General features: G+C 71.3%; 22 protein-coding genes. 8 read left to right on the forward strand and 14 right to left on the reverse strand.

Going from position 1 to position 22,910, the window contains the following annotated elements; translation table 11 throughout:
- Window positions 1-7 precede the first annotated feature (7 nt).
- Entirely contained in the window at window positions 8-2,080 is a 2,073-nt protein-coding gene (locus tag ACIHFD_RS26495; protein ID WP_397369136.1) for a WD40 repeat domain-containing serine/threonine protein kinase, read from the reverse strand.
- Between the two features lie 188 nt (window positions 2,081-2,268).
- Here ACIHFD_RS26495 and ACIHFD_RS26500 point away from each other — a divergent pair, with 188 nt between their 5' ends.
- Both ACIHFD_RS26500 and ACIHFD_RS26505 read left to right on the forward strand, forming a co-directional pair.
- On the forward strand, window positions 2,269-2,442 hold the full coding sequence (locus ACIHFD_RS26500; protein WP_397369137.1) for a hypothetical protein: 174 nt from the start codon (window positions 2,269-2,271) through the stop codon (window positions 2,440-2,442).
- A gap of 204 nt (window positions 2,443-2,646) precedes the next feature.
- Window positions 2,647-3,258: a hypothetical protein gene (locus tag ACIHFD_RS26505; protein ID WP_397369138.1), complete on the forward strand. Its 612-nt coding sequence runs from the start codon at window positions 2,647-2,649 to the stop codon at window positions 3,256-3,258.
- Between the two features lie 125 nt (window positions 3,259-3,383).
- Here ACIHFD_RS26505 and ACIHFD_RS26510 read toward each other — a convergent pair whose 3' ends face one another.
- The 3 genes from ACIHFD_RS26510 to ACIHFD_RS26520 all read right to left on the reverse strand — a co-directional run bounded on the left by ACIHFD_RS26510 (window position 3,384) and on the right by ACIHFD_RS26520 (window position 7,658).
- The gene (locus tag ACIHFD_RS26510; RefSeq protein ID WP_397369139.1) at window positions 3,384-4,880 is read right to left on the reverse strand and encodes a M28 family peptidase; all 1,497 of its coding nucleotides are present in this window, start codon (window positions 4,878-4,880) and stop codon (window positions 3,384-3,386) included.
- Between the two features lie 174 nt (window positions 4,881-5,054).
- A complete protein-coding gene (locus ACIHFD_RS26515) occupies window positions 5,055-6,557 on the reverse strand; it encodes a M28 family metallopeptidase (protein WP_397369140.1) in 1,503 nt (500 codons plus the stop codon).
- A 153-nt stretch (window positions 6,558-6,710) separates the two neighbouring features.
- Window positions 6,711-7,658: a DNA polymerase domain-containing protein gene (locus ACIHFD_RS26520; protein ID WP_397369141.1), complete on the reverse strand. Its 948-nt coding sequence runs from the start codon at window positions 7,656-7,658 to the stop codon at window positions 6,711-6,713.
- A 23-nt stretch (window positions 7,659-7,681) separates the two neighbouring features.
- Here ACIHFD_RS26520 and ACIHFD_RS26525 point away from each other — a divergent pair, with 23 nt between their 5' ends.
- Entirely contained in the window at window positions 7,682-8,305 is a 624-nt protein-coding gene (locus ACIHFD_RS26525; RefSeq protein ID WP_397369142.1) for a histidine phosphatase family protein, read from the forward strand.
- Here ACIHFD_RS26525 and ACIHFD_RS26530 read toward each other — a convergent pair.
- Window positions 8,268-8,903 (reverse strand): maleylpyruvate isomerase family mycothiol-dependent enzyme, encoded by a 636-nt coding sequence (locus ACIHFD_RS26530; RefSeq protein WP_364258989.1) that lies wholly within the window; start codon window positions 8,901-8,903, stop codon window positions 8,268-8,270. The genes ACIHFD_RS26525 and ACIHFD_RS26530 overlap by 38 nt on opposite strands.
- Before the next feature lie 62 nt (window positions 8,904-8,965).
- Between ACIHFD_RS26530 and ACIHFD_RS26535 the strand changes: the two genes are divergently transcribed.
- Window positions 8,966-9,391: a MarR family transcriptional regulator gene (locus ACIHFD_RS26535; RefSeq protein ID WP_355204205.1), complete on the forward strand. Its 426-nt coding sequence runs from the start codon at window positions 8,966-8,968 to the stop codon at window positions 9,389-9,391.
- Here ACIHFD_RS26535 and ACIHFD_RS26540 read toward each other — a convergent pair.
- From ACIHFD_RS26540 to ACIHFD_RS26555, 4 genes are all read right to left on the reverse strand, one after another.
- On the reverse strand, window positions 9,388-11,505 hold the full coding sequence (locus tag ACIHFD_RS26540; RefSeq protein ID WP_397369143.1) for a carbon starvation CstA family protein: 2,118 nt from the start codon (window positions 11,503-11,505) through the stop codon (window positions 9,388-9,390). The two genes, ACIHFD_RS26535 and ACIHFD_RS26540, sit on opposite strands and share 4 nt — an antisense overlap.
- Entirely contained in the window at window positions 11,502-11,855 is a 354-nt protein-coding gene (locus ACIHFD_RS26545) for a hypothetical protein (protein WP_355204211.1), read from the reverse strand. Before ACIHFD_RS26545 ends, ACIHFD_RS26540 begins: the two co-directional genes overlap by 4 nt.
- Window positions 11,856-11,976: 121 nt before the next feature.
- Window positions 11,977-12,636, reverse strand: a complete 660-nt coding sequence (locus ACIHFD_RS26550) for a response regulator transcription factor (protein ID WP_363962032.1) — start codon at window positions 12,634-12,636, stop codon at window positions 11,977-11,979.
- Window positions 12,633-13,775: a sensor histidine kinase gene (locus ACIHFD_RS26555; protein ID WP_397369144.1), complete on the reverse strand. Its 1,143-nt coding sequence runs from the start codon at window positions 13,773-13,775 to the stop codon at window positions 12,633-12,635. The genes ACIHFD_RS26550 and ACIHFD_RS26555 overlap by 4 nt, the downstream gene beginning before the upstream one ends.
- 431 nt (window positions 13,776-14,206) lie before the next feature.
- Between ACIHFD_RS26555 and ACIHFD_RS26560 the strand changes: the two genes are divergently transcribed.
- The gene (locus ACIHFD_RS26560; protein ID WP_397369145.1) at window positions 14,207-14,578 is read left to right on the forward strand and encodes a hypothetical protein; all 372 of its coding nucleotides are present in this window, start codon (window positions 14,207-14,209) and stop codon (window positions 14,576-14,578) included.
- A gap of 19 nt (window positions 14,579-14,597) precedes the next feature.
- On the opposite strand, the gene ACIHFD_RS26565 is transcribed toward ACIHFD_RS26560, so the two are convergent.
- Complete coding sequence (locus tag ACIHFD_RS26565) at window positions 14,598-15,056, reverse strand: MarR family transcriptional regulator (RefSeq protein ID WP_364258966.1); 459 nt, start codon at window positions 15,054-15,056, stop codon at window positions 14,598-14,600.
- A gap of 85 nt (window positions 15,057-15,141) precedes the next feature.
- On the opposite strand from ACIHFD_RS26565, the gene ACIHFD_RS26570 reads away from it, so the two are divergent.
- The 3 genes from ACIHFD_RS26570 to ACIHFD_RS26580 all read left to right on the forward strand — a co-directional run bounded on the left by ACIHFD_RS26570 (window position 15,142) and on the right by ACIHFD_RS26580 (window position 17,062).
- A complete protein-coding gene (locus ACIHFD_RS26570) occupies window positions 15,142-15,522 on the forward strand; it encodes a VOC family protein (protein WP_350733157.1) in 381 nt (126 codons plus the stop codon).
- A gap of 169 nt (window positions 15,523-15,691) precedes the next feature.
- Window positions 15,692-16,216, forward strand: coding sequence for a sigma-70 family RNA polymerase sigma factor (locus ACIHFD_RS26575; protein WP_350733159.1), 525 nt, complete (start codon window positions 15,692-15,694; stop codon window positions 16,214-16,216).
- A gap of 150 nt (window positions 16,217-16,366) precedes the next feature.
- On the forward strand, window positions 16,367-17,062 hold the full coding sequence (locus tag ACIHFD_RS26580; protein ID WP_397369146.1) for a zf-HC2 domain-containing protein: 696 nt from the start codon (window positions 16,367-16,369) through the stop codon (window positions 17,060-17,062).
- Between the two features lie 2 nt (window positions 17,063-17,064).
- Here the strand turns inward: ACIHFD_RS26580 and ACIHFD_RS26585 are convergent, their stop codons facing one another.
- The 4 genes from ACIHFD_RS26585 to ACIHFD_RS26600 are packed head-to-tail and all read right to left on the reverse strand — an operon-like array spanning window position 17,065 to window position 22,892.
- On the reverse strand, window positions 17,065-19,344 hold the full coding sequence (locus ACIHFD_RS26585) for a hypothetical protein (protein WP_397369147.1): 2,280 nt from the start codon (window positions 19,342-19,344) through the stop codon (window positions 17,065-17,067).
- Window positions 19,341-21,038 carry an ABC transporter permease subunit gene (locus ACIHFD_RS26590; RefSeq protein WP_397369148.1) on the reverse strand — a complete coding sequence of 566 codons (1,698 nt, stop codon included), beginning with the start codon at window positions 21,036-21,038 and terminating at the stop codon, window positions 19,341-19,343. Before ACIHFD_RS26590 ends, ACIHFD_RS26585 begins: the two co-directional genes overlap by 4 nt.
- Window positions 21,035-22,255: a hypothetical protein gene (locus ACIHFD_RS26595; RefSeq protein ID WP_397369149.1), complete on the reverse strand. Its 1,221-nt coding sequence runs from the start codon at window positions 22,253-22,255 to the stop codon at window positions 21,035-21,037. The genes ACIHFD_RS26590 and ACIHFD_RS26595 overlap by 4 nt, the downstream gene beginning before the upstream one ends.
- Complete coding sequence (locus ACIHFD_RS26600; protein WP_350733168.1) at window positions 22,239-22,892, reverse strand: ATP-binding cassette domain-containing protein; 654 nt, start codon at window positions 22,890-22,892, stop codon at window positions 22,239-22,241. The genes ACIHFD_RS26595 and ACIHFD_RS26600 overlap by 17 nt, the downstream gene beginning before the upstream one ends.
- Window positions 22,893-22,910: the final 18 nt, after the last annotated feature.

Genomic DNA, 22,910 nt, shown 5'->3' on the forward strand with positions numbered 1-22,910 from the left:
CTCCTTTTCACTGATAAGCACGGCGGATGTCCCAGACTTCAAGAGCACCGTCGCCGGCGGTGACGAGGGACCTGCCGTCCGGGGACACAGCGGCGCTTCTCCAGGGGCCGAAGCCCGCAATCACCGCCTTCCCGGTAAGGGGTGGGCCGACCTGCCTGCCCGTTTTCACATCCCAGATCCGTACGGTAGAGCCTGCGCTGATCAGGAGCCTGCCGTCCGGGCTGAAGCTGAGGGATGCAATGACCTCCTCGTACGGGGGCGAAGCGGTGATCTTGATGGGGTTTGAGATCTTCTTCCGCGAGTCGACCGAGAAGAGCTTGATTTCGTCGTCATCCATGGTGGCGGCCAAGAACTTGCCGTTGGGGCTGACCGCGGCCAGACCGCACAGACCCACCGTCGTGGCCATGAACGGCCGGCCGGACTTCCGTCGTGTCTTGATGTTCCAGACGATCAGGTCGTTGTCGGTTACGAGAAGTTTTCCGGCCCGGTTGAGGAAGATGACCGGGCCGGCGGCGTTGTTGGGGAACGAGGCGCCTATCTGGCGCTGGGTGGTGAGATTCCAGAGCCGGGTTTCTTCTTCGTGAGAAGTCGCCAACGCCTGGCCGTCCGGGCTGAAGGCCAGCGAGCCGATGGTGTCGCGCGGCCGGCCGAAGGGCTTGCCGATCTGCTTGTGTGACCGTACGTCCCACAACCTGACCTGGTCGAAGGCGCGGACGTCATCACCTCCACGTCCGTCGTCGGTCGCGGCCAGGAGCCGCCCGTCGGGGCTGAAGGCCATCTTGCCGCCGGCTCTCAGCGCCCCGCTGGGCTGGATGGGGGGCGCTGATCGTTGACGTGAAGCGAGATCCCAGAAGTCGATGCCGTCGTCGCCTCCCAGGGCAACGGTCTTCCCGTCCGGACTGAGCGCCAACCCGTAGCCGTAGTTCTCGATCGGCAGCCTGACCGTCCGGGGAAACCAGGTCTGCGTCGCGGGAGGCTCGGATTCGCTGGGACCTCTCATCAGCCATACCGCCGCGCTGGTAGCGAGCGCGAGAACCACAGTCAGTGGGATGATCACTTTTCGGGATCGGACAAGGCGACGCGGCGGAGGATGCGGCCGCTCTGTGATCGGCTTTTCGACGACCGTGGGAGGTGGGGCGACGTTCGTCGATGGACCCGCTACGGGCGCGATGCTGGAGGACGCGGGGCCGGAGGTGTCGACGAGAACAGCCGGTTCGACGGCATCCACCGGCGAGACGGGCGCCGATCTGTGCGGTTCGGACGTGCCGGTCGGCAGCCTGAGCTGGTCACGAGCGGCTTCGGCGGTCAGGCGCTCGGCCGAGTTCTTGTGCAGCAGCCCGTCCAGGACCGCAGTGAGCGGCCCGGAGTGCTGTTGCGGAGCAGGATCCTGAGTCGCGATGGCGACGAAGAGGGCACTGAGGGTACGGCCCGAGAACGGCGGACGACCCTCCACGGCGGTGTAGAGGGTGGCGCCGAGAGACCACAGGTCGGACGCGGGCGTCGCGGGAAGTCCGCACACTTGCTCGGGCGACATGAAGGTCGGAGTGCCGAGGACGGCGCCGGACATCGTGAGCTTGGTGTCGCCCTCGAGCGCGGCGATGCCGAAATCGGTGACGACGACACGCTCGCCCTCGAGGAGGATATTGGCAGGCTTGAGATCACGATGCACGACGCCTGCGGCATGCGCCGCGATCAAAGCGTCCAGGATCTTCACGCCGATGTCGGAGACCTGGCCGATAGGGAGCCGTCCTTCGCGCTGGAGCCGGTCTTCGAGCGAGCCCCCCTGGATCAGCTCCATGACGATCCATGGGCGTCCATCGTCACCCACGAGACGGTTGTACACCGTCACGATCCCAGGGTGCTTCAGTCTGGCGGCGGCCCTGGCCTCGCGCTCCATCCGTGCGTACAGGTTGCGCCGGTCCTGTTCGGAGATGTGCTCCGGAAGCTGCAACTCCTTGACCGCGACCGGACGCCCCAATTCCACATCCAGCGCCCGCCACACGGCACCCATGCCGCCCTTGCCGAGGGGGCCGAGAACGCGATACCGCCCCGCCGAGATCCGCTGAAGATCTTCGCCCACGGGCTCACCATAGCTGGGCACTTGAGACAAAGAATCCGAGTTGGTGGAACACGTGATGTTTTCGCCAGTCACGCCTCCTGGTCAATGCCGTCCTCCAGGAGCGGCTGCCGCGCGCCAAAGACGTGCGGCATCGCATGCGTTGGAATCCTCAGACCGAGGGCTGCCACTTTCTCCCACCGTGGCGGGTCGTGACCGAGGTGATCGGTCTGGATGCTTGTCGGCCGTGGGAGCAGGCGCACCGCCTGGTCTCGGCGGGCTACGTCCAGGGCGCCAACCCGGCCGACTTCGCGTCCGTCCAGGCCGCTATGAAGCCCGTCAAGTACAAGCCCGCGGCCGCGAAGCCGAGTATGCCGGAGGCGTAGTGGCTGGCCCGGAGGACCTGGCCGACGCCGATCCGCTGCCGGTCGTGCTCGGCTGGGTCTCCGTGGCTCCCAAAGATCAATAAGACTTTCTGTACCTCCCCTGACCAGTCGGGAAGACCGGATCCTCTCGGGTTGACCTTGACGCGACGTCAACGTGTCTAATCGGGATCGACCGGGCCCAGAGCGCCGAAAGTGAGGGGACCGATGGTCAGAGCCGCGCTGCGGATCGTGGTGTTCGAGCTGAAAGGCCTGCTGGCCATCGGGCAGTGGATCGTCCGGTGTCGTGATGGCGTGCCGGCGGGGGCGACCGTCGTGACGTACACGAAGGCGCAGACGTTCATGCTGTCCCTGATGCTGTTCGCGATGGCGGTCGAGACCGTGGTGGTCGATCTGCTGCTGGTCGCGCTCGACGTGCCGGCGTGGCTGCGGTTCGCGGTGCTGATCGCTGACGTGTACGGGCTGCTGTTCGGGGTCATGCTGGCCGCCGCCTGCGCCACCAGGCCGCATGTCATCACCTCTGGTGAGCTGCGCATCCGGTTCGGCGTGTACTTCGACGTGCGCGTGCCGGTCGAGCGGATCGCCGCCGTGCGGACGAGTCGCAACTACAACGAGAGCGGCATGGTCACCGTCAAGGACGGGCGGCTCGGCGTGGCGGTCTCCTCGCAGACGAACATGACGGTGGAGCTGAGCGAGCCGGTCGCCTTCGTGCGCCCGTTCGGCCGCCGGGGGGAGGCCACGTCGATCCGGTTCTTCGCGGATGAGCCGGAGAAGGTGGTGGCGGCGTTGCGTACTGACCGGACCGCTGAGGCCGCCTGATTCGGGGGCGTCGCGGGCCGGGCCGTGGAGCCCGGCCCGCGAGGGAGCTGAGGGCCCGGCCGCAACGGGCCCGGCCCGTGAGGGAGTCGAGGGCCGGGCCGTAACGGGCCCGGCCCTCCGCGCGGTTAGCGGGTGATCTTGACGTCGTCCACGCCGGCCTCCACCAGGGAGGCGCCCGAGGCGTCGGCGGCGTCGATGAGGATGCGGACGGTCTGGCCCGCGAACGCGTTCAGGCCGGCCGTCGCGGTGGCCCAGGCGCCGTTGCGGTTGGACGCGGCGCCCGCCTGGTTCAGAACGGTGGTGGTGGTGTTGCCGACCACGCGGACCCGGAAGTAGTCGGCGCTGGAGGCGTTCGAGCCGTGCGCCAAGTACCACGAGAACGACAGGTTCAGCGGGCCCGTGGACGGGAGCGTGATCGGGGGCGACTGGATCGAGGTGATGCCGCCGTCGATGTCGAAGTCACCGGCGGCCGAGCCTGCCAGGCGGCCCGTGACCAGGTCGTTCGTGCCGCTGACCGTGGTGCCGAGCTGCTTGGCGCCGCTGGAGTTGGTGTCCTCGGGGTCGCCGCGCTCCCACTGGCCAGTGGTGGCGGTGTCGGTGCTCGACGGGTTGACCGTCCAGCCGTTGGCCGTCTCGAACGTGTCCTGCCAGACCACGGCGGGTGGTACGGCGGTGGCGATCGTCCACACCGAGTACGCGATCGCGTCGGCGTTCCGGTCGAGCGCGGTGTCGTTGATGTTGGAAGTGGTGTCGCACGAGCGGTGGTAGCAGGCGTCGAACGCCTGACCGGCGGTGCCGCCCCACAGCGTGGCCTGGGCCGAGCTCTTGATGCCCTCCGCGCCCGTGAACGTGCCGCCCGCCGGGATGCCGACCGCGATGAACGGGCCGTAGTCGGAGCGGCCGTCGAAGTCGGTGCCCCGGGTCGGCACGCCGATCGACGTGAAGTAGTCCTGGATGACCTTCTCCAGCTCCGCGGATCCGGCCGGGCCGGGACCGGAGCCGGTGCCGTCCGAGTTGTCGCCGTCGTACACGAAGTATCCGGGGTTCGGGGAACCGACCATGTCGAAGTTCAGGTACCCCTTGATCCGCGCCCGGTCCGCGGCCGGCAGGTTGTTCACGTAGAACTGCGACCCGCGCAGCCCCAGCTCCTCCGCGCCCCACCAGGCGAAGCGCAGATGCTTGGCCGGCTGGAGCGCCTGGCGCGACACTTCGAGCGCGGTCTCCAGGATGGACGCGCTGCCCGAGCCGTTGTCGTTGATGCCGGGACCGGCGGTGACGCTGTCGAGGTGCGCGCCGACCATGAGGATGTCGTTGGGGTCCCCGCCGGGCCAGTCGGCGATGACGTTGTAGCCGGTGGCGCCGTTGTAGGTGAACGACTGGAGCGTGGTGGTGAATCCCGCGGCGTCCAGCTGGCCGCGTACGTAGTTCGCGGAGGCCAGGTAGCCCGGGCGGCCGTGTGCGCGGTTGCCGCCGTTGGCGGTGGCGATGGACTGGAGCTGGGTGAGGTGGGCCTTGACGTTGGTGAGGGAGATGTTCGGGGCTGCTGCGGCCTGCGCCGGCACGGCCGTCAGGGCGGTGATGGCCAGGGATAACGCTGTTGCCGCGACGATGATCGATCGCATTGCGGCGCCTCCATCCGAGGGTCGAGGGTGGAAGATCCCGAGATGGTGCTCGTTGGAACCGGTGGTGCCGTGGTGCCGTGGTGCGAAGGTTCGATGGTGCGGTGGTGCCAAAGTGCCGTGGTGCCTAGGTGGTGCCCGGGTGGGCAGGGGTGCTGCCCACCCGGTGTGGAGCCGTCAGGCGGCCGTCTTGGCGGCCAGGGGCGCCGCCGCCGCGGGGGCGGTTCGCGGCGGGATGGAGCGCAGGTTGAAGGCGAAGCGGGCGACGGAGTCCGCGATCGCGTCCAGGTCCACGTCCAGCGCGGTGTCGTTGATGTTGGCGGTCGTGTCGCACGCCTGGTGGTAGCAGGCGTCGTACGCGACCCCCGCCGTGCCACCGAACTTCGCCGCCTCCTCGGGCGTCTTGATGCCCTCGGCGCCCGTGAAGATTCCGCCCGCCGGGATGCCGACGTCGATGAACGGGCCGTAGTCGGAGCGCCCGTCGAAGTCGGTGCCGACGGTGGGCAGGTTGCGCGAGCCGTAGAAGGCCTCGAGCTGCTTCTCGATCCGATCGGATCCGGGCGGCCCGGCCGGGGAGCCTTCGTTGTCCGAGTTGTCCCCGTCATACAGCTTGTACGCGTAGTTGGGCGAGGCCACCATGTCGAAGTTCAGGTAGACCCGGATCCGGTCGCGCTGCGTCTCCGACAGCGACGCGACGTACTGGTCGGACCCGAGCAGCCCGATCTCCTCGCCCGCCCAGAAGCCGAAGCGGACCTTGTTCTTGACCGGGTAGAGCGCCATCTCCTCGGCGACCTCCAGGATGGAGGCGGAGCCCGAGCCGTTGTCGTTGATGCCGGGACCGGCGGGCACGCTGTCGAGGTGGGCGCCGACCATCACCACGTTGCGCGGGTCGCCGAAGCGGGACTCGGCGATCACGTTGTCGTTGGTGCCCAGCACGAGGGTGGAGTCGACCTTGAGCCGTGCGGTCGCCCCGGCCGTGGCCGCCAGCTCGTTGCCGACCGCGAAGTCGGCGAAGATCATCGGGACCCCGGCCCGCCACTCGCCGATGTCGAGCGGGAAGGCGTCGGTCCGGCCCGGCTGGCCCTCGTTGAACACGATGATCCCGGACGCCCCGGCGCGGCCCGCGTTGCGGATCTTCAGGGCGAAGGCGCACGTGCCGCGCTGGATGAGCGCGATCCGGCCGGCCACGAACCCGGCGAAGTCGGACGCTTCGCAGCCGCTGGTCGAGGTGGGCGTCGGGGTCGGCGGCAGGGTCAGGTCCACGGCCTGGACCTGCGCGGTCACGTCACCGGCGGGGGAGGGCTCGAAGGAGAAGAAGTCGTCGTTAGGCACGTACGTCTTCGAGCCCGGCGCGGTGAGGTTGAGCGTGGGTGGGGAGTTCTCGGTCCAGCTCTCGACGAAGTTGATCGGCTGGAGCGTGACCTTGTATCCGGCCTTGCGTAGTTTGCCTGCCACATAGTCGCGGGAGGCGTTGTAGCCGGGGGTGCCCGCGGCGCGGGTGCCGCCGTTGGCGTCGGCGATCGCCTGCAGGGCGTCGAGGTGCTTCTTGGCGTTCGGGCCCTTCACCTGCTTGACGAGCAACTTGGCGAAGAGGTCGTCAAGGCCGTCGGCGTTGGCCGGGGTGGTCAGAGCCAGTGGTAGGGCCAGTGCGGTGATCAGTGCGATGGCGATTCGACGCATAAGGGTTCCCCTGGTGGACGAATGCGATGATTCCCCCGAGCCGCCACGTGAACGTAACCCGGCAGAGGATCACTGAGAAGGCCCACTAGTGCGTCAATATCCGGACATATCCGGTTGGTTCACTCGGCCCGGCGGGCACGGGCGCGCCGAGGGTCACTCGGCGCGGCGGGCGCGGGCGCGCCGCTTGCCCTCGTGCATCGCCTGTACGCGGGCGACCGGGATCGTGTGCCCCTCCTCGACCAGGTCGGCGGGCAGCCGCTGCGGCTCGGGCATGGACTCGGCCCACGGGTCCGCGTCCTTGAGCAGCCCGGCCGCCGTGTGCACGGTGAAGTCGGCGGGCACCACCTGATCGAGCGACTCCCACGCCACGGGGAACGACACGGGCGTGCCGGGCCGTATGCGAGGGCTGTAGGCGGCCGCCACCGTGGCCCCGCCCGCCCTGGTCGAGTCGATGAACACCTTGCCCGCGCGGTCCTCGCGGATGAACGCCGTGGTGGCCAGCGCCGGGTCCACCCGCTCGGCCCGGGCCGCCAGCGCGCGCGTGGCCGCGGCCAGGTCCTCCACGCCCGTCCCCTCGGCCACGGGCACGAACACGTGCACGCCCTTCGCCCCGCTGGTCTTCACCGCGCCCGCCAGCCCGGCGTCGTCCAGGGCCTGGCGCACCAGGAAGGCCCCGCGCACGGCCAGCTCGAAGGCGTCGCTGCCGTCGGGCGGGTCGAGGTCGAGGATCATGTGGGTGGGATGGGAGCCCACGAACAGCCCGGGGTGGTACTCCACCGCCCGCTGGTTGGCGAACCAGAGCAGCGTCCTGCGGTCGTTGCACAGCGCGTACGTCACCTGCCTGCGCGACGCCTCGGCCCACACGGAGACCGACTGCACCCACTCGGGGGCGTACTTGGGCAGGTTCTTCTGCATGAACGGCTCCTGCCCCGGCCGCACGCGGATGACCGAGAGCGCCCGGTCGCGCAGGACCGGGATGATCCGGTCGCCGACCGCGTCGAGGTAGTCGACCAGGTCGCGCTTGGTCGCGCCGGCCCCGTCGAACAGGGGCTGGTCGAGGTTGGTGAGCGCCACCCCGTCACGTGTCTCATCGCCGGCCACCCGCCCTACGATGCCCATGACGTGTGTCCGAGGTCAACAACTGGAGCCCGATGACTCGCTACCTCTACCTCACCCGCCACGGCGAGGCCACGCCGGACGAGACCGGCCTGACCGCGAACGGCCGCCGCCAGGCCGCGCTGCTCGGCGGGCGGCTGAAGGACGTCCCCCTCTCCGCCGTCCACCACGGCCCGCTCCCGAGGGCCGCCCAGACCGCGCGCCTGATCGCCGAGCACCTTCCCGGCGTGCCCGTGCGCGTCTCGGAGGCGGCCGGGGACTACCTCCCGTACGTGCCGGCAAGGAGTGAGCTGCCGCCGGAGCACGCGGACCGGTTGCTCGGCTTCCTCGCCAACTTCCCGGCGGACGGCGGCGCGCGGCTCGTCCGCCAGGCCGAGGAGCTCTTCACAGGTCCGGTGGAGGAGACGCGCCACGAGCTCGTCGTCACGCACAACTTCCTGATCGGCTGGCTCGTCCGCGCCGCCCTGGACGCCCCCGGCTGGCGCTGGCTCGGCCTCAACCACTGCAACGCCGCCCTGACCGTCATCCGGTACGCGTCCGACCGCCCGTCCTCCGTGCTCTTCTTCAACGACATGGCGCACCTGCCGCCCGAGCTCAGGTGGACCGGATTCCCGCCAGAGCTGCGCCTGTAGCTCCTCGCAGGCTGGGCAGCGCGGCCGGCCGCCCGCTGATCAGCAGGAGCAACGCCTGTACGGGCCCCTCGACCACGTCCCCTTCGCCCACCGACCAGTCCACGTCCGTGGCCACGAGCCGCAGCCCGCGCAGGCGGCGCTGCGGATGGAAGGGAAAGCCGCGCTCCCAGATGTGCACGGCGCAGGCGCGGGCCGCCTCCAGCGGCATGGCCCGGTCGAGGCCGAGCGGCACGGCGATGTCCTGGGCGTGGACCAGCACGTCGAAGAGCGGGTCGAGCGGCTTGGTCGTCGGCGCCCGGCGGTGCGAGGTGGCCGACTCGCGCACCTGAGCGACGAGCTCGCCGACCGGCAGCCTGGCGTGACGTACCGCCGTGTCGCGGACGAAACGATCGAAGCTCCCACGGGCCCGGACGAAGTCCACCAGCGCCCGCGGAACGTTCACGTTGGTGGCGAGCGCGAGGTGGGCGGCCACGTCGCGGACCCGCCAGCCCTCGCAGAGCGACGGCCGCTCCCAGTCGTCGGCGGGCAGCGAGCCGAGCAGGTCGGCCACGCCGCGCCGCTCGATCTCGAGGGCGGCCCAGATCTCTTCCTGGTTCATCGCACCCTCCCATTGCTAAGGTGGCCTTAATATAAGGCTTCCTGAGCGATTGGAGAAGGGGTTTGGCCGCCACACATCCACCGCACGTCATAGCCCTGCTGTACGAGGCGTACCTGCGCCTGCAGGACGTCGTGCTCGAGGTCGGCAGGTCGTACGACGCCCGCATCCGGCCCGCGCACTCGGCGGTGTTCTTCCACATGGAGCACGACGGCATCCGGCTGAGCAGGCTCGCGGAGAAGGCGCAGATGACCCCGCAGGCGATGGGGGCGCTGGTCGACGACCTGGAGGAGCTGGGCTACCTGCGCCGGGTGCCCGACCCGGCCGACCGCCGCGCCAAGCTCATCGAGTTCACCGAGCGCGGCGACGAGGCGCTGAGGGTCGGCTACACCGCGATCGACGACGTCGAACGACGCCTCGCGGCCCTGCTCGGCGAGGACGGCCTCGCCGAGCTGAACACCACGCTGAGCCGCGTCATCAACGCGTTCTAGGGGGCCGCCTTGGCCATCGTCTCCCGCTCCTCGCGGGTGGGGATCAGCCCGGCGGGCGCGAGGATCTTCGACTCCTCGAACGGCGCCTCCGTGGTCGGCAGCGGCTCACGCGACCTGACCGCCTTCACCCACACGCGCAGCGCGTCGAGGATCACGATGATGATCAGGACCGCGAACAGCGCCGCCAGGATCCCGTCCACGGTGGAGTTGAGCACGACCTGCTCCATCGCGTCCCGGGTCTTGGCCGGCGCGAGCAGCTTCCCCTGATCCAGCGCCGTCTGGTACCGGTCGCGCTGGGCGAAGAAGCCGAGCGTGGGGTCGGCGGAGAACACCTTCTGGTAGCTGGCCGTCAGCGTGACGGCCACGTCCCAGGCCAGCGGCACCCCCGTCACCCAGGCCCACTTCAGCCGGCCGCTCTTGATCAGCAACGTCGTGGCGACCGTGAGCGCCACCGCGGCGAGCAGCTGGTTGGCGATGCCGAAGAGCGGGAACAGCTGGTTGATGCCGCCCAGGGGGTCGTTGACGCCCACGTACAGGAAGTATCCCCAGGCCGCCACGACGACGGCGCTGGCCGCCACCAGCCCCGGCCACCAGCTCACCCTGGAGATCGGCTTCCACAGGTTGCCCAGCGTGTCCTGCAGCATGAACCGCCCCACCCGGGTGCCCGCGTCGACCGTCGTGAGGATGAACAGCGCCTCGAACATGATCGCGAAGTGGTACCAGAACGCCTGCAGCCCGGCCCCGCCGATGAACCCGGAGAAGATCTGCGAGATCCCCACCGCCAGCGTGGGCGCGCCGCCCGTCCGGGCGATCAGGGTCTGCTCCTGTACGGCCGCCGCCGCGGCCTGCAACTGCTCCGGCGTGATCACGAAGCCCATGTCGGTGACCGCCTGCGAGGCGCTCTGCACGGTGGCCCCGACGACGCCGGCCGGGGAGTTCATCGCGAAGTAGAGGCCGGGGGTCAGCACGCAGGCCGCGGTGATGGCCATGACGGCCACGAACGACTCCATCAGCATGGAGCCGTACCCGATCATCCGGACCTGGGTCTCCTTCTGGATCATCTTGGGCGTCGTGCCGGACGAGATCAGCGAGTGGAACCCCGACAGCGCGCCGCACGCGATGATGATGAACACGAACGGGAACAGCGACCCGGCGAACACCGGGCCCTTGCCGCTGAACGCGAAGTCCGTAAAAGCCGTCGTCCTCAGTGTGGGCATCGTGACGGCGATCCCGATCGCGATCAGCACGATGGTGCCGATCTTCATGAAGGTCGAGAGATAGTCGCGCGGCGCGAGCAGCATCCAGACGGGCAACACCGCGGCGACGAACCCGTACGCGATGAGCCACAGCGCCAGCGCGGACGGGCTCAGCGTGAAGAACGGCGCCCAGCTCGACTCCTGCACCCAGCCGCCGGCCACGATCGACAGCAGCAGCAGCGCGACCCCGATCACGGTGGTCTCGACGACCCTGCCCGGCCTGAGCACCCGCAGGTAGAAGCCCATGAACAGGGCGATCGGGATGGTCATGGCGATGGAGAAGACGCCCCACGGCGACTTGGCCAGGGCGTTGACCACGACCAGCGCCAGCACGGCGAGCAGGATGATCATGATGGCGAAGACCGCGACGAGCGCCGCCGCCCCGCCGATCGGCCCGATCTCCTCGCGGGCCATCTGGCCGAGGCTGCGGCCGTTGCGCCGCATGGAGAAGAACAGGATCACCATGTCCTGCACGGCCCCCGCGAAGATCACTCCCGCGACGATCCAGATGGTGCCGGGGAGATAGCCCATCTGGGCCGCCAGCACGGGCCCCACCAGCGGCCCCGCCCCGGCGATGGCCGCGAAGTGGTGGCCGAAGAGGATCCGGCGGTCGGTCGGCTGGTAGTCGATGCCGTTGTCGAGCCGCTCGGCCGGGGTGGCCCTGCGGTCGTCCGCGCCCAGCACCCTGCGGACGATGAAACGAGCATAGAACCGGTAGGCGATGGCGTACGAACCGAGTGCGGCGGCCAGCAGCCAGACCGCGTTGACGTTCTCCCCTCTGGACAGGGCCAGCACGGCCCACCCCACGGCCCCGACGAGCGCGACCGCCGTCCAGATGATGATGGAACGTAACTTCACCGGTTACCTCCCATATGCGAAGGGCCATACAGAGGTCGCCCCAGGCAGCAGCGCAGTCCGGCGTCCGGCGGCAGATCGGTCGTGAAACGCCGCCAGCGCCACAGCGGGCGGCAGTCGATCGTGACGGGGAGTTCGGCGAGATGCACCCAGGCGGTCGGATGGGCGTAGACCTTCTCGTCCTCGTCGCCGAGCCGGCGCGCTCGCCGTGGGAGCCGGGAGCGGGATAACGGCCGGACCGAGAACTCACCCGCGTCGGCGCAGCAGAGGCCGGTCACGTGCCAGTCGAAGAACACCACTTCGTCGTCGCGCAGTGCTTCACGGGCGGCCGGCGTGAGCGTGACACGGGGCATCTGTGGCTCCTGAAGACCAGGTAGCTCAGAAATTACCGACGGCCTTACCCGCTGCCACCGCTCCCGAAACGTCGCCCGGCGTCCACATCCCGCCGTACTTCGGCCGGGGATCCGTGGCGGCTCAGTCGACCAGGCGGCGCTCCCAGGCCCAGGCGACGATCTCGACCCGGTTGCGCAGGCCGAGCTTGGTCATGATGCCGGACACGTGGCCTTTGACGGTGCTCAGCGAGATGAAGAGCTCGGCGGCGATCTCCTGGTTGGTACGGCCCCTGGCGACCGCCCGGACGACCTCGAACTCCCGGTCCGACAGCGGTTGCGCGGGCGCATGGGTGACCGGGGCGGCGGTGGCCGTGAGGTGGCGCAGCAGCCGGAGGGTGAGCGAGGGGGAGATCAGGGCGTCGCCGGCGTTCGCGGCCCGGACCGCCTCGACGAGCAGGTCGGGGCCGACGTCCTTCAGCACGAAGCCGGTCGCCCCGCCGCGCAGGGCGCCGTGGACGTACTCGTCGAGGTCGAAGGTGGTGACGACGACCACCCGCAGCGGGTCGGCGACCTCCGGCCCCGCGAGGGCCCGCGTGACCTCGATGCCGTCGAGGCCGGGCATCTGGATGTCCACGAGGCACACGTCGGGGCGCAGCCGGCGAGCCAGGGCGACCGCCTCGGCGCCGTCGGCGGCCTCGGCGACGACCCTGATGCCGGGCTGGTCCTCCAGGATGAGGCGCAGGCAGTCACGGATCATCGCCTGGTCGTCGGCCAGCATGACGGTGATGTCCGCGGCGCTCATGGGTGCTCCCGCGCCGGGACGGGGAGGGCGGCGACCACGGACCAGCCGGCGCCGGGGCTCGGGCCCGCGCGCAGCGTCCCGCCGAGGGCCTCGACGCGTTCGCGCATCCCGACCAGGCCGTATCCGCCCGATCCGCCATATCCGGAGCGTCGGAGCCGCCGGGCCGGGGCGGGAGGGGCGTCGTCCGCGACCTCGACGGTGACCGAGCTCCGGGCTCGCGTGACGGTGACGGTGACCGAGCGGGCCTGCGGGGCGTGGCGGGAGACGTTGGTCAGCGACTCCTGCACGATCCGGTAGACGGTGGTGGCCACCTCGGGCGGCCAGAGCGAGGTGTCCTCGCCTTCGGGGAGCCGCAGCCGTACGGCGGGTCCGTGGCCGCCGAAGCGCCTGACCAGCTCGTCGAGGCCGTCGAGGGAGGGCAGTCCCCGGGCCGGGTCTCGGAGCAGGCCGACGACGCGGCGGGTGGCGGCCAGGGCGTCGGAGCCGGCCGTCTCGATGTCCGCCAGCGAGGTCGCCAGCCGCTCCGGCTGCTTGTGCGCGAGCAGCCGCGCGGTCTGCGCCTGGAGCACGACGCACGTGACGTGGTGGGCGACGACGTCGTGCAGCTCCCTGGCCAGCTCCATGCGCTCGCCACGGCGTACGCGCTCCTCGACGGCCCGGCGGCGGCTGGCCAGCAGCCGCGGCCACAGCCCGGCCACGACGGCGCCCGCCCAGCCCACGGCGCTCATCGTCCCCACGGCCGCCTGGGAGCCGGCGGCGAAGGCCCCCGCCACCACCACGAGCCCGCCACCGGCGACGGCGCAGGCCGGACGGGGCGGAAGCACCCGGACGGCGGACCCGACGAGGACGGACAACCCGAAGGTCACGCCGGGGCCGGGCTCGGTGGGCAGGTGGGCGACCCGGGCGACCACGATGGCGGCCGCCGCGACGCCCATCCCCGCGAACGCCGTCCACAACCGGCTCCGCCGGCGGACGAGCGCGAGCGCGCAGACCGCCGCCCCGGCGGTGCACCCGGACACCCAGTACGCGCCACCCCAGCTCGCGCCGATCCGGTAGCCGTAGAAGGCGAGCACCACCGCGGACACCGCGCCGATCACCACGTCGGCCGCGATCCCGGCCCGCCACTCCAGCACCCGCACACCGCCCAGGCTAGGAGCCGCCGCCCGCCCGCCGCACCGGCCGAAAGTACGGTCATGCGGCTCCGCACCCAACAAGTAGGAGTCACCGATCGCGATGGGACTTCACCGGCGGTCGGCCAGACAGCAGACTGTCCCTGCGGCCATCGTCGGCTCTCCGCGAAACGTGAAGCGTGGCTCTTTCGCGGGAGCGTTCATGCGATGGCCGTCACCATTGCGGACATGACACCCGCAAACCGGCGAGGTCATCCGGCCCGGGTCGAATCTGCACGTCCCGGGGGGACAGCACGCCTGCCGGCGGAGAAAAATCCGTACCCGCTTCGACGATCGATCACTCCTGATCATGAACGGCTTGCCATCATGTGCTCACACAAAGCAAGGGCCCCGGCCACCTGGGCCGGGATCCCTTCCGACCGCAGCGAAGGTAGGTGTGCGTGAACGTAGAGGCGGAGATCCTCGACCTGAAGCTCCGGGTGGAAGCTCTCGAAGCGGCCCTGCGCTCCAACGCCCGGCACGACGACATCATCCCCGCCCAGGCCGGCCCCTACCGGTCCGAGCTGCCGGCCCTCGTCGCGCAGGTGTCGATCGGCGTGGCCGAGCTGAGGGCCGAGATGGCGGACATCCGCACCGAGGTGAGCCAGGACTTCGAGGCTCTGATCGTGGAGGTCGCCGGGGTCCGCGTGCAGATGACCGAGAACTACAAGGCCATTCATTCGGACCTGCTCGGGAAGATCGACTCGCTGCGCTGCGAGATGATCGACCTCGGCCTCAGGCTCGACCGGCTCACGGAGACGGGCGGAGCCTGAGACCACCGGGGGTCGGGGATCAGGCGCCGAGGTCGTCGGCCAGCCGGCTCAGATAGGTCGCGAACTGCCGCCGGTCGCGCTCGTCCCAGGAAGCGGTCAGCTCCTCGAAGGCCCGGCGCTGCCACTGCCTGGCCCCGGCCAGCAGCGCGTGCCCGCTGTCCGTGAGCCGCAGGGAGGCGCGGCGCCGGTCGCGCTCGGAGGTGTCGCGGGCGAGGTAGCCCGCCTCGACGGCGTCCCTGACCATGCGGCTGGCGCCCGAATGATCGAGGCCGAGCTGGTGCGCCACGGTGCCGACCGTGGGCGGCTCGGGCGCCTCTCCGCCGGCGCGTGCGTTCGTGTGCACGGCCTCCACCACCAGGATGTGCTGCACGTGACGCTGCTCCCCGGTCAGCTCTTCCGACGCCCGCCCGGCCCACCGGCGGGACCAGAAGCGCACCAGGTGGAACAGCGCCGGTCCGCCGTCGGCCTCCTCGCTCATGCCCCAACCCTACGACAGGTTGCATGCGATACGCACGTATGATTATGTGCGTTTCACATACATCTTCTCCGGAAGGCATGCCGTCATGGCCATCGTCATGAACCACCTGATCGTCCCCGCCGCCGACCGCGAGGCGGCGGCGGCGTTCTTCGCCGGCCTGCTGGGGCTGCGGGTCGGCCCGCCCGCCGGGCCGTTCGCGCCCGTCAGCGTCAACGACGACCTCACGCTCGACTTCGACGACCGCCGCGCGCCCCAGTCCGGCCACTACGCCTTCCTGGTCGACGACGACACCTTCGACGCGCTCATGGAGCGGCTCGAGAGGGACCCGGCGATCGAGTACGGCTCCGGCCCGATGAACGGCTGGGACCGCGAGATCAACCATCTGGCGGGCGGCCGCGGCGTGTACGTGCGCGACCCCAACGGCCACAGCTACGAGCTGTTCACCGCCGAGCCGGAAGATCATTAAGCCGTCGGTCTGCGGGGTCGCCGCAGGTGGGCAAAGCATGATTTAGGCGGTAAATCCACCGAAGCGGTGAGAAGGGCAAACTGCCAGCATCTGGCCCCCTCCGTGGCTAGAGTGATGATTCCAATATCGGCGGGATATTCCCTGGTATCCGCAGCGCGAGGAGTCGCGGGTGAATCACCGCGTGACCGACGAGGCCATGGTCCGAGCCCTGTACCGCGAATACGGCGCCCCCCTGATGGCCTTCGCCGTCCGGCTGACGGGTGGCGATCGGCGCTGGGCCGAGGACGTCGTGCAGGAGACCCTGGTACGCGCCTGGCGTAACCTTCCCGACCTGCGTACCGACTCCGGCTCCCTGATGCCCTGGCTGGCGACCGTCGCCCGCCGCGTGGTCATCGACAACCGGCGCCGCTCCGGCTCGCGCCCGCTCGACACCGTCGAGGACGTCCCGGAACGCCTCAACTCGGTGGCCGCGGAGGACGAGCAGCTGTTACGCGAGATCGTCGTGACCGACGCGATGATGTCGCTCTCACCGGCCCATCGGCAGGTGCTCACGGAGACGTTCCTCCTGGACCGCACAGTCCAGGAGGCGGCGGAGATCATCGGGGTGCCCGTGGGCACCGTGAAGTCCCGCGTGTACTACGCCATGCGCGCGTTACGCGTGGCGCTGGAGGAAAGGGGGGTGACGCTGCCATGACGTGGGAGGCGCGTCACGATGAGAGCCACACCGAAAGGGGGGTGACGTTGCCATGACGAGGGAGGCGCGTCACTACGGAAGCCACCGCGAAAAGGGGGGTGACGCGCTCATGTCGGAGATGCGTCACGCAGCAAGAGGGGTGACGCTCTCATGACCGAGGTGCGTCACGAAGACGTGGCCGCGTACGCGCTCGGCCTGCTCCGCGGGGAGGAGAAGGCCGATTTCGAGCGCCACCTGAGGGGCTGCCCGAGCTGCGCGGAGGAGGCCGGGGCGTTCGCCGCGATGGGGGAGCTGATCAAGACCGTCCACCCGGACGACCTCCTGCCCAGCCCGCCCGACCCCGAGGTCGAATCACTCCTGGTGCGCCGCGCCGCCACCGAACGCCGCCGCCGGAGCCTGCACCGCACGTTCATGTCCGCCGCCGCCTGTGTGCTCGTCGCGGCCGGCGTCTTCCTCGCCGTCAGCTCGGTCACCAGCGGCCCCAACCCCGACAGCGTCCACAGCCCGGCCCGCGCGCTCCTCATGACCGGCCACACCTACTCCGCCACCGACAAGAACACCGGCGTGTCCGCTCTCGTCGGGCTGGAGGACAAGGGCTGGGGCAGCCACGTCGCGCTGGAGCTCAAGGGCGTCAAGGGCCCGCTGCAGTGCCGCCTCCTGGCGGTGGGCAATGACGGCCGCTCCGAAGTGGTGGCGAGCTGGGGCGTGCCCGACAAGGGGTACGGCGTGCCCGGAGCCCCCGACCCCCTGCTGCTGCACGGCGGCACCAGCCTCCCGGAGTCCGAGCTGAACCACTTCACGGTCGAGACCTTCGACGGCAGGAGCCTGGCCACGATCCCGGTGTGAGCTCACAGCTCCGACAGGCTCGCGCGCAGCTCGCGGACCTGCCGCGGCTCCGCGATCCCGTCCCAGGGGGAGAGCGCCGCCAGCCCCGCGTCGCGGTGCTCGGCGGCGCTCCCGGCCCGCAGCCGGGCCAGGTGGAGGTGGGCCAGCGCAGTGCTCACCCCCGTCGGGGGCAGCCGCGGCTCGGCCTCCGCCAGCAGCGCGACGACCTCCTCGGGACGGTGATCGGGCTCCTCCAGCAGCACCCCGGCCCGCTGCACGAGACAGCGGGCTCGCCCGATCTCGTCGGCGGTCTCCGTGTAGAGCCGCTCGGCCTCCTTCAGGTTGGACCTCGCGTCGAAGCGCAGCCCCAGGTAGTGGTGTGCGAGCGCGAGCAACTCCTGCGCGTGCGCCGCCGCGCCGTCGTCGCCGGCCCGCGTGGCCAGGTCGAGCGACTCGAACAGCACGGCGCGGGCGTCGGCGTACAGGCGGCGCGCCTCGGGGTCGCGCCCGTCGCCGTCGAGCGTCTGCCCCTGGCGCAGGAGCAGCGCGGCCACGTTGATCAGCCGGAGCGAGTGCCCGGCCAGGTCGCCGCCGGACAGCGCCTGGCCGTACCGTACGAGCGCCGACTCGACGGCGGTGAACTCGTCGCCGGCGGCCAGGAGGATGGCCGCGTGCTCCAGGTGCAGCTCGGCGGGCCACGACTCCACCCTGACCCGCAGCCTGGCCGCCCGGTTGAAGTGCTGGCGGGCCGTGGTCGGGTCGCCCCAGGTGAGCAGGATCGCGCACTGGCGCAGCTCGGCCGTGGCCTGCACGTGCTCGTCGCGCAGCGCCTTGGCCGCCTCGGCCAGCGCCTCCGCGGCCCGCAGCCGGTCCTCGTGCCGCTGTTCGAGCCGGAACCAGGTCTCCAGCCCGTCCGCGATGCGCGCCAGCGCCCGGGCCGTCTTGGGCGCGGGGCTCCCGTGCGCCAGCACCTCCAGCAGCACCCTGTCCTCGATCGCGAACCAGGCGCGGGCCTCCTCGCCGGGTAACAGGGCGGCGAACGAGTCGGCCTCGTCGGCGAAGTGCTCGACCAGCCGGCGCCAGGCCGCGGCGTCCTTCGGCGAGGGAGGAGGCCCGGGCGTGCCGCTGGGGAACGCGCCGGTCACCCTGACGCGCGTCATCCGTACGTTCTCCACCAGGCCCAGGTCGGCCAGCTCCCCGATCGCGTCGGCGGCGGAGGGCACGCCGAGCAGCGCGGCGGCCGCCCGGTGGTCCACCTCGGCGATCGGCAGGCTCGCCAGCAGGACGAACAGCTGCTTGGCCGTCGGCCTGAGCTGCCTGATGCTGAGGTTGAGCACGAAGTCGAGGGTCTTGACGACGGACAGGTTTCGCAGGTCGTCGACCAGGGACTGGAGCGCGACGCCGGGGTTGCGGGCCAGCCAGCGGCCGATCCTGACGATCTCCAGCGGGCTGCCCAGGCAGGCGTCCACCAGCAGCCCGAGCGCCTTCGGGTCGCGGTTGACGCGCTCGTCGCCGATGTGGCGGGCCAGCAGCGCCTGCCCGGCCCCGGGCGCGAGCGGGCCGAGCTGGATCGGCTCGATGTGCTGCGGCAGCTCGTCGGTGAACGTGCCCGCCACCACGATGTGCGCGCCCGGCACCCGGGGCGGGAGCCAGGCGATCTGGCTCCAGGTGCTGACGTTGTCCAGCAGGAGCACCCGGTCCGTGCCGGTGAGCGCGTCGATCACCTGCGCGGTGGCGTCCTCCGGCTCCTGGATCGCGCCGGGCGGCCGGTCGAGGGTGCGCAGGACCCGCTGGGCCACGCTCAGCGGCGTCTCCGCGTGGTCCCGGTCGGGGCCGCGCAGGTCGGCGTAGCGCTGCTTGCGGGCGTCCGCGGTCAGGTCCCACGTGGCCAGGGTCGCCACCGAGGACGTGCCCATGCCCATCGCGCCCTGCACGACGACGATCCCGCGCTCCTTCGCGCGCTCCTTGACCTGCTGGACCTCGGCGTCCCTGCCGACGAGCCCGTCGATCCGGTCGGGGAAGGGCAGGCGTTGGAAGATCGTCTGGGGTGGGGCCTTGCGGCGGCTGCGTACGAAATGGGTGAGCCAGCCGGCCACGACCGGCAGGGAGACGATCAGGATGACGAGCAGCCAGACGGGCAGCCACTCCGTCACCCGCTCGATCAGCTTCTCCTGCAGCAGCAGGACCGTGCCGCCCGCGGTCAGCAGCCCGCCGAGCCCCAGCTCGGGCAGGTGCGCCCCGGCCTGCCGGGAGAGCTGGGACAGGCGGAAGCGCAGCCGGTCCTTTCGCGAGATATCCGTCATCGGCGCACTCCTCGCGTCAGCCCCCGGTACAGCCAGCGCCCGGTGACGACCACCAGCAGCACGGGCACCGCGGTCGCGATCACCGACTGCGCCGCCAGCGGCCCGGCGGCGCTCATGAAGTGGCGGGCCTGCTCCAGCAGGATCAGCGGCAGGTGGTCGCCCGACGGCCAGTTGAGCAGCAGCCCGACGACCGTGTCGTTCCACACCAGGACGAAGGCCAGGACCGCGGCCAGCACCAGGGCCGGGCGCGCCTCGCGTACGACGTGGAACAGCTCCCAGCGGTCCCGCGCCAGCATGGGAGCCGGCACGCGGACGAAAGCGTTGTACAGCACCAGCACCGCCAGCGGGATCACCAGCGCCGCGTGCACGATGGCCAGTGCCGGAGCGGTGCCGACGACCGGGCTGAGCCAGCGCTGCAGCGGCACCGCGAACGCCTGCGGCGGCAGCACGGCCAGGGCCACCGCGACCAGCAGCACCGGCCGCCAGGCCCGGCGCGGCAGCAGGTGCTCGTGCGCCAGCACGTACGCGGCCGGCACGGCGGCCAGCAGCACCAGGCACACCACCACGACGGCCCGCAGGAACGTGGTGCCGAGCGCGCCCGCGAACCCGCCGTCGGCCAGCGCCTCCGTGTACGAGCCCAGCGTCCAGGGACCGCCGCCCCACCACCCGGACAGCGCCGCGGCGACCGGGTCGCGCAGCGAGGTCAGCACGAGCACCAGGAACGGCAGCACCCAGAGCACCGACACCGCCGCGCACAGCAGCCAGATCCGCCAGCCCTTCCGGGGCTGCGGCGGGACCACCGGCTCGGCCCAGGTCACCCGCCCGCGCAGCCCGAACAGGGCGGGCACCGCCATCACGGCCACGAGGACCGACAGCCCCACGGAGAGCGCGGAGGCCCGCGTGTCGCCCAGGTCGCCGTGGTGCCGCCACCAGAACAGCCCGCCGCCCTCGATCTCGGCCTGCATCGAGCCGGGCGCGCCCATCAGCACGACGTCGAACACGCGGGCCGCCGCCGCCAGCGCGAACAGGTACGCCAGCGCGGCCGGCCCGGCGAGCGCCGGGACCACGACGGACCAGAGCCTGCGCCGCCGCCCGACGCCGAACGCCCTGGCCATCCGCAGCAGGTTGGTGGGCAGCCGGGCCAGCGCCTCGTGGAAGACCAGGAACGCGACCCCGGCCCACTGCCAGACCAGCGCGAGCCCGAACACCAGCCAGATCCACACGGGGCCGAGGAAGGCCACCTCCGTGCCGAACAGGGCGTTGACCAGGCCGCGGCGCGGGTTGGTGTCGAACATCAGCCGGAAGATCGCACCCGTGGTGAGCGGGGACACCGCGGCCGGCAGCACCAGCAGGAAGCGCAGCACGCCGCCGAGCACCGGGCCCGCGTTCCTGGCCAGCCAGGCCAGGCCGAGCCCCACGGCGCACACGACCACGGCCAGCACCAGCCACATGAACGAGTTGCCGAGCGACTGGAGCACCCGGCCGTCGAGCAGCACGTCGTACGCGCCGGGCCCGGCGGAGAGGCTGAGCACGACCGTCGCGCAGAGCGGCACCAGGATGACGCCCGCCGACAGCAGGACCGCCAGGAGGAGGTAGAGCGAGGCGCGCAGGCGGCCGATCCCGTGCCCGACCAGCGGGATCCTGGCGTCGTGGTGCGAGGCGGCCTCGAACAGGAAGGCGTTCCGCCGGCTCACAGGGCCCCCTCCTTGCTGCCCGCGACCAGCTTGTCGCGGGCCGCAGCCGCGGCCGTGGCGGGATCTACCGCGTTGACGGCGACGTCGGTGAACAGCTCGGTGAGCACCCGCCACAGCCCGCGCCCGTCGCCGCCCTCCAGGCCGCCGATGAGCCGGTCGGACAGGTCGTAGTGGGCGTTCACGGCGGCGTTCAGCTCCTGGGCGGGGCCGCGCAGCAACTGGTGGGAGGGCGGCGTGAACGGCGTCAGGAAGCCGCCGTCGGCGATCCAGCCGGTCAGCGCGTCGCGCTCGCCGCTCGCCCGCGGCCTGGTCAGCCAGTTGACGAAGTCGATCGCGTGCGCCGGCCCGGCCCGCATCGCCACCGCCACGTCGCCGCCGACGACCAGCGGGGGCAGATTGCTGCCGTAGGCGGGGAAGCGGAAGTGCGCCGCGACGCCCTTGCCGCCGTAGTGCTCGATGACCGGCAGGGCGAAGTCCGGCGCGGCCACCACGGCGGCGGTGCGGTAGGCGAAGACGTCGAAGATCGAGTCGTGGAACTGCATGGTGAGCGCCCGCCGGGCCTGCTCGGGGGTGAACGCGCCGCGCCAGATCGTGCCGAGCAGCTCCAGCGCGTCCGCGACCTGCGGCGCGCTCCACCAGTCGGGATTGCCCGGCAGGCCGGGCGGGAAGAGGCCGCCGTAGACCTCTGGGGCGAAGGCGAGCAGCACGTTCTCGAACCAGTCGCTGAGCACCCACCCGTCGGCCGCCCCGATCGCCAGGCTGCCCGGGGTGGGCTGCCAGGAGGTGAGGTCGGCGGGCGGCGTGTACTCCCCGGCCCGGTGCCAGACGAGCGACTTGTGCGCGAGCTTGAACCAGGCGCCCAGCTCCTCGTGGCTCCCGGGCGGCGTCACGAGCCCGCGCCAGAACTCCTGCTGCCGGTGGTCTCCCGTCCACGGCCGGATGCGCGGCCGGATCATCGGATCGAAGAGCAGGCCCAGCCTCGGGATCACGGCCACGTCGGGGACGACCTCCTCCGCGGGCCCGCGCAGCACGGCGGCGATGTTGTCGCCCGCCGAGAAGACGTGGACCGGGCGCCCGTACTCCTTGACCACGCCGAGGAAGCGCCGCAGCTCGTCGCCGCTCCACACCACCGCCACCTGCAGCGGCCGCTCGCGGGCGCAGCCGGCCAGGGCCGCCGCAGGCACCGCGGCCAGTAACGCTCTACGGGTCAGGGGCATCGGCGATCTCCCAGAAGCGCGAGGGGGAGGCAAGGCTGGCCACCCTGGTCCGGTCGTCGGTGACGACCAGCACGGCCAGGCTCGGGTCGGTGCCCAGCGCCGCGCTCACGGCCGCGTGGCAGGGCCCGCAGCCCGTGCGGTCCTCGACCACCATCACCTTGACCGCCGTCCGCCGGCACAGGGCCCGCGCCAGCGCCACGTGCAGCCGCTCGTCGTGGGCCAGCTCGTGCGGCCGCGACCGCAGGAAGCCCTGGATGTCGGTCTTCTTGGCCATGTACGCGACCATGCCGCGGATGGGCGGGGACGCCTGGTCGTCGCGGGCGGTCAGCGCGAGGTTCTGCTCGACGGTCAGGTGCGGCAGCAGGCCCGCCCCGGCCGGGACCAGCCCGATCTCGCGCTCGGCGGGCAGCCGCATGGTGATCTCCTGGCCGTGGATGCGGATCTGGCCGTCGTCGGGCATCTCCAGGCCGATCAGGACGTCGGTGAACGCGTCGGCCTCGGCGCAGTCGGCGGCCACCACCACGGCGGTGCGGCCGGGGCCGACGGTCAGGGGATCGGGCGCGAGGGCGCGGCGCGTGCCGTGCGCCTGCCAGGCGAGGCCGGACAGCTCAAGAACCGGCGCGACCTCGACCACCATTCGACGTTTTCACAAACA

The sequence above is a fragment of the Nonomuraea sp. NPDC051941 genome, assembly GCF_044593615.1.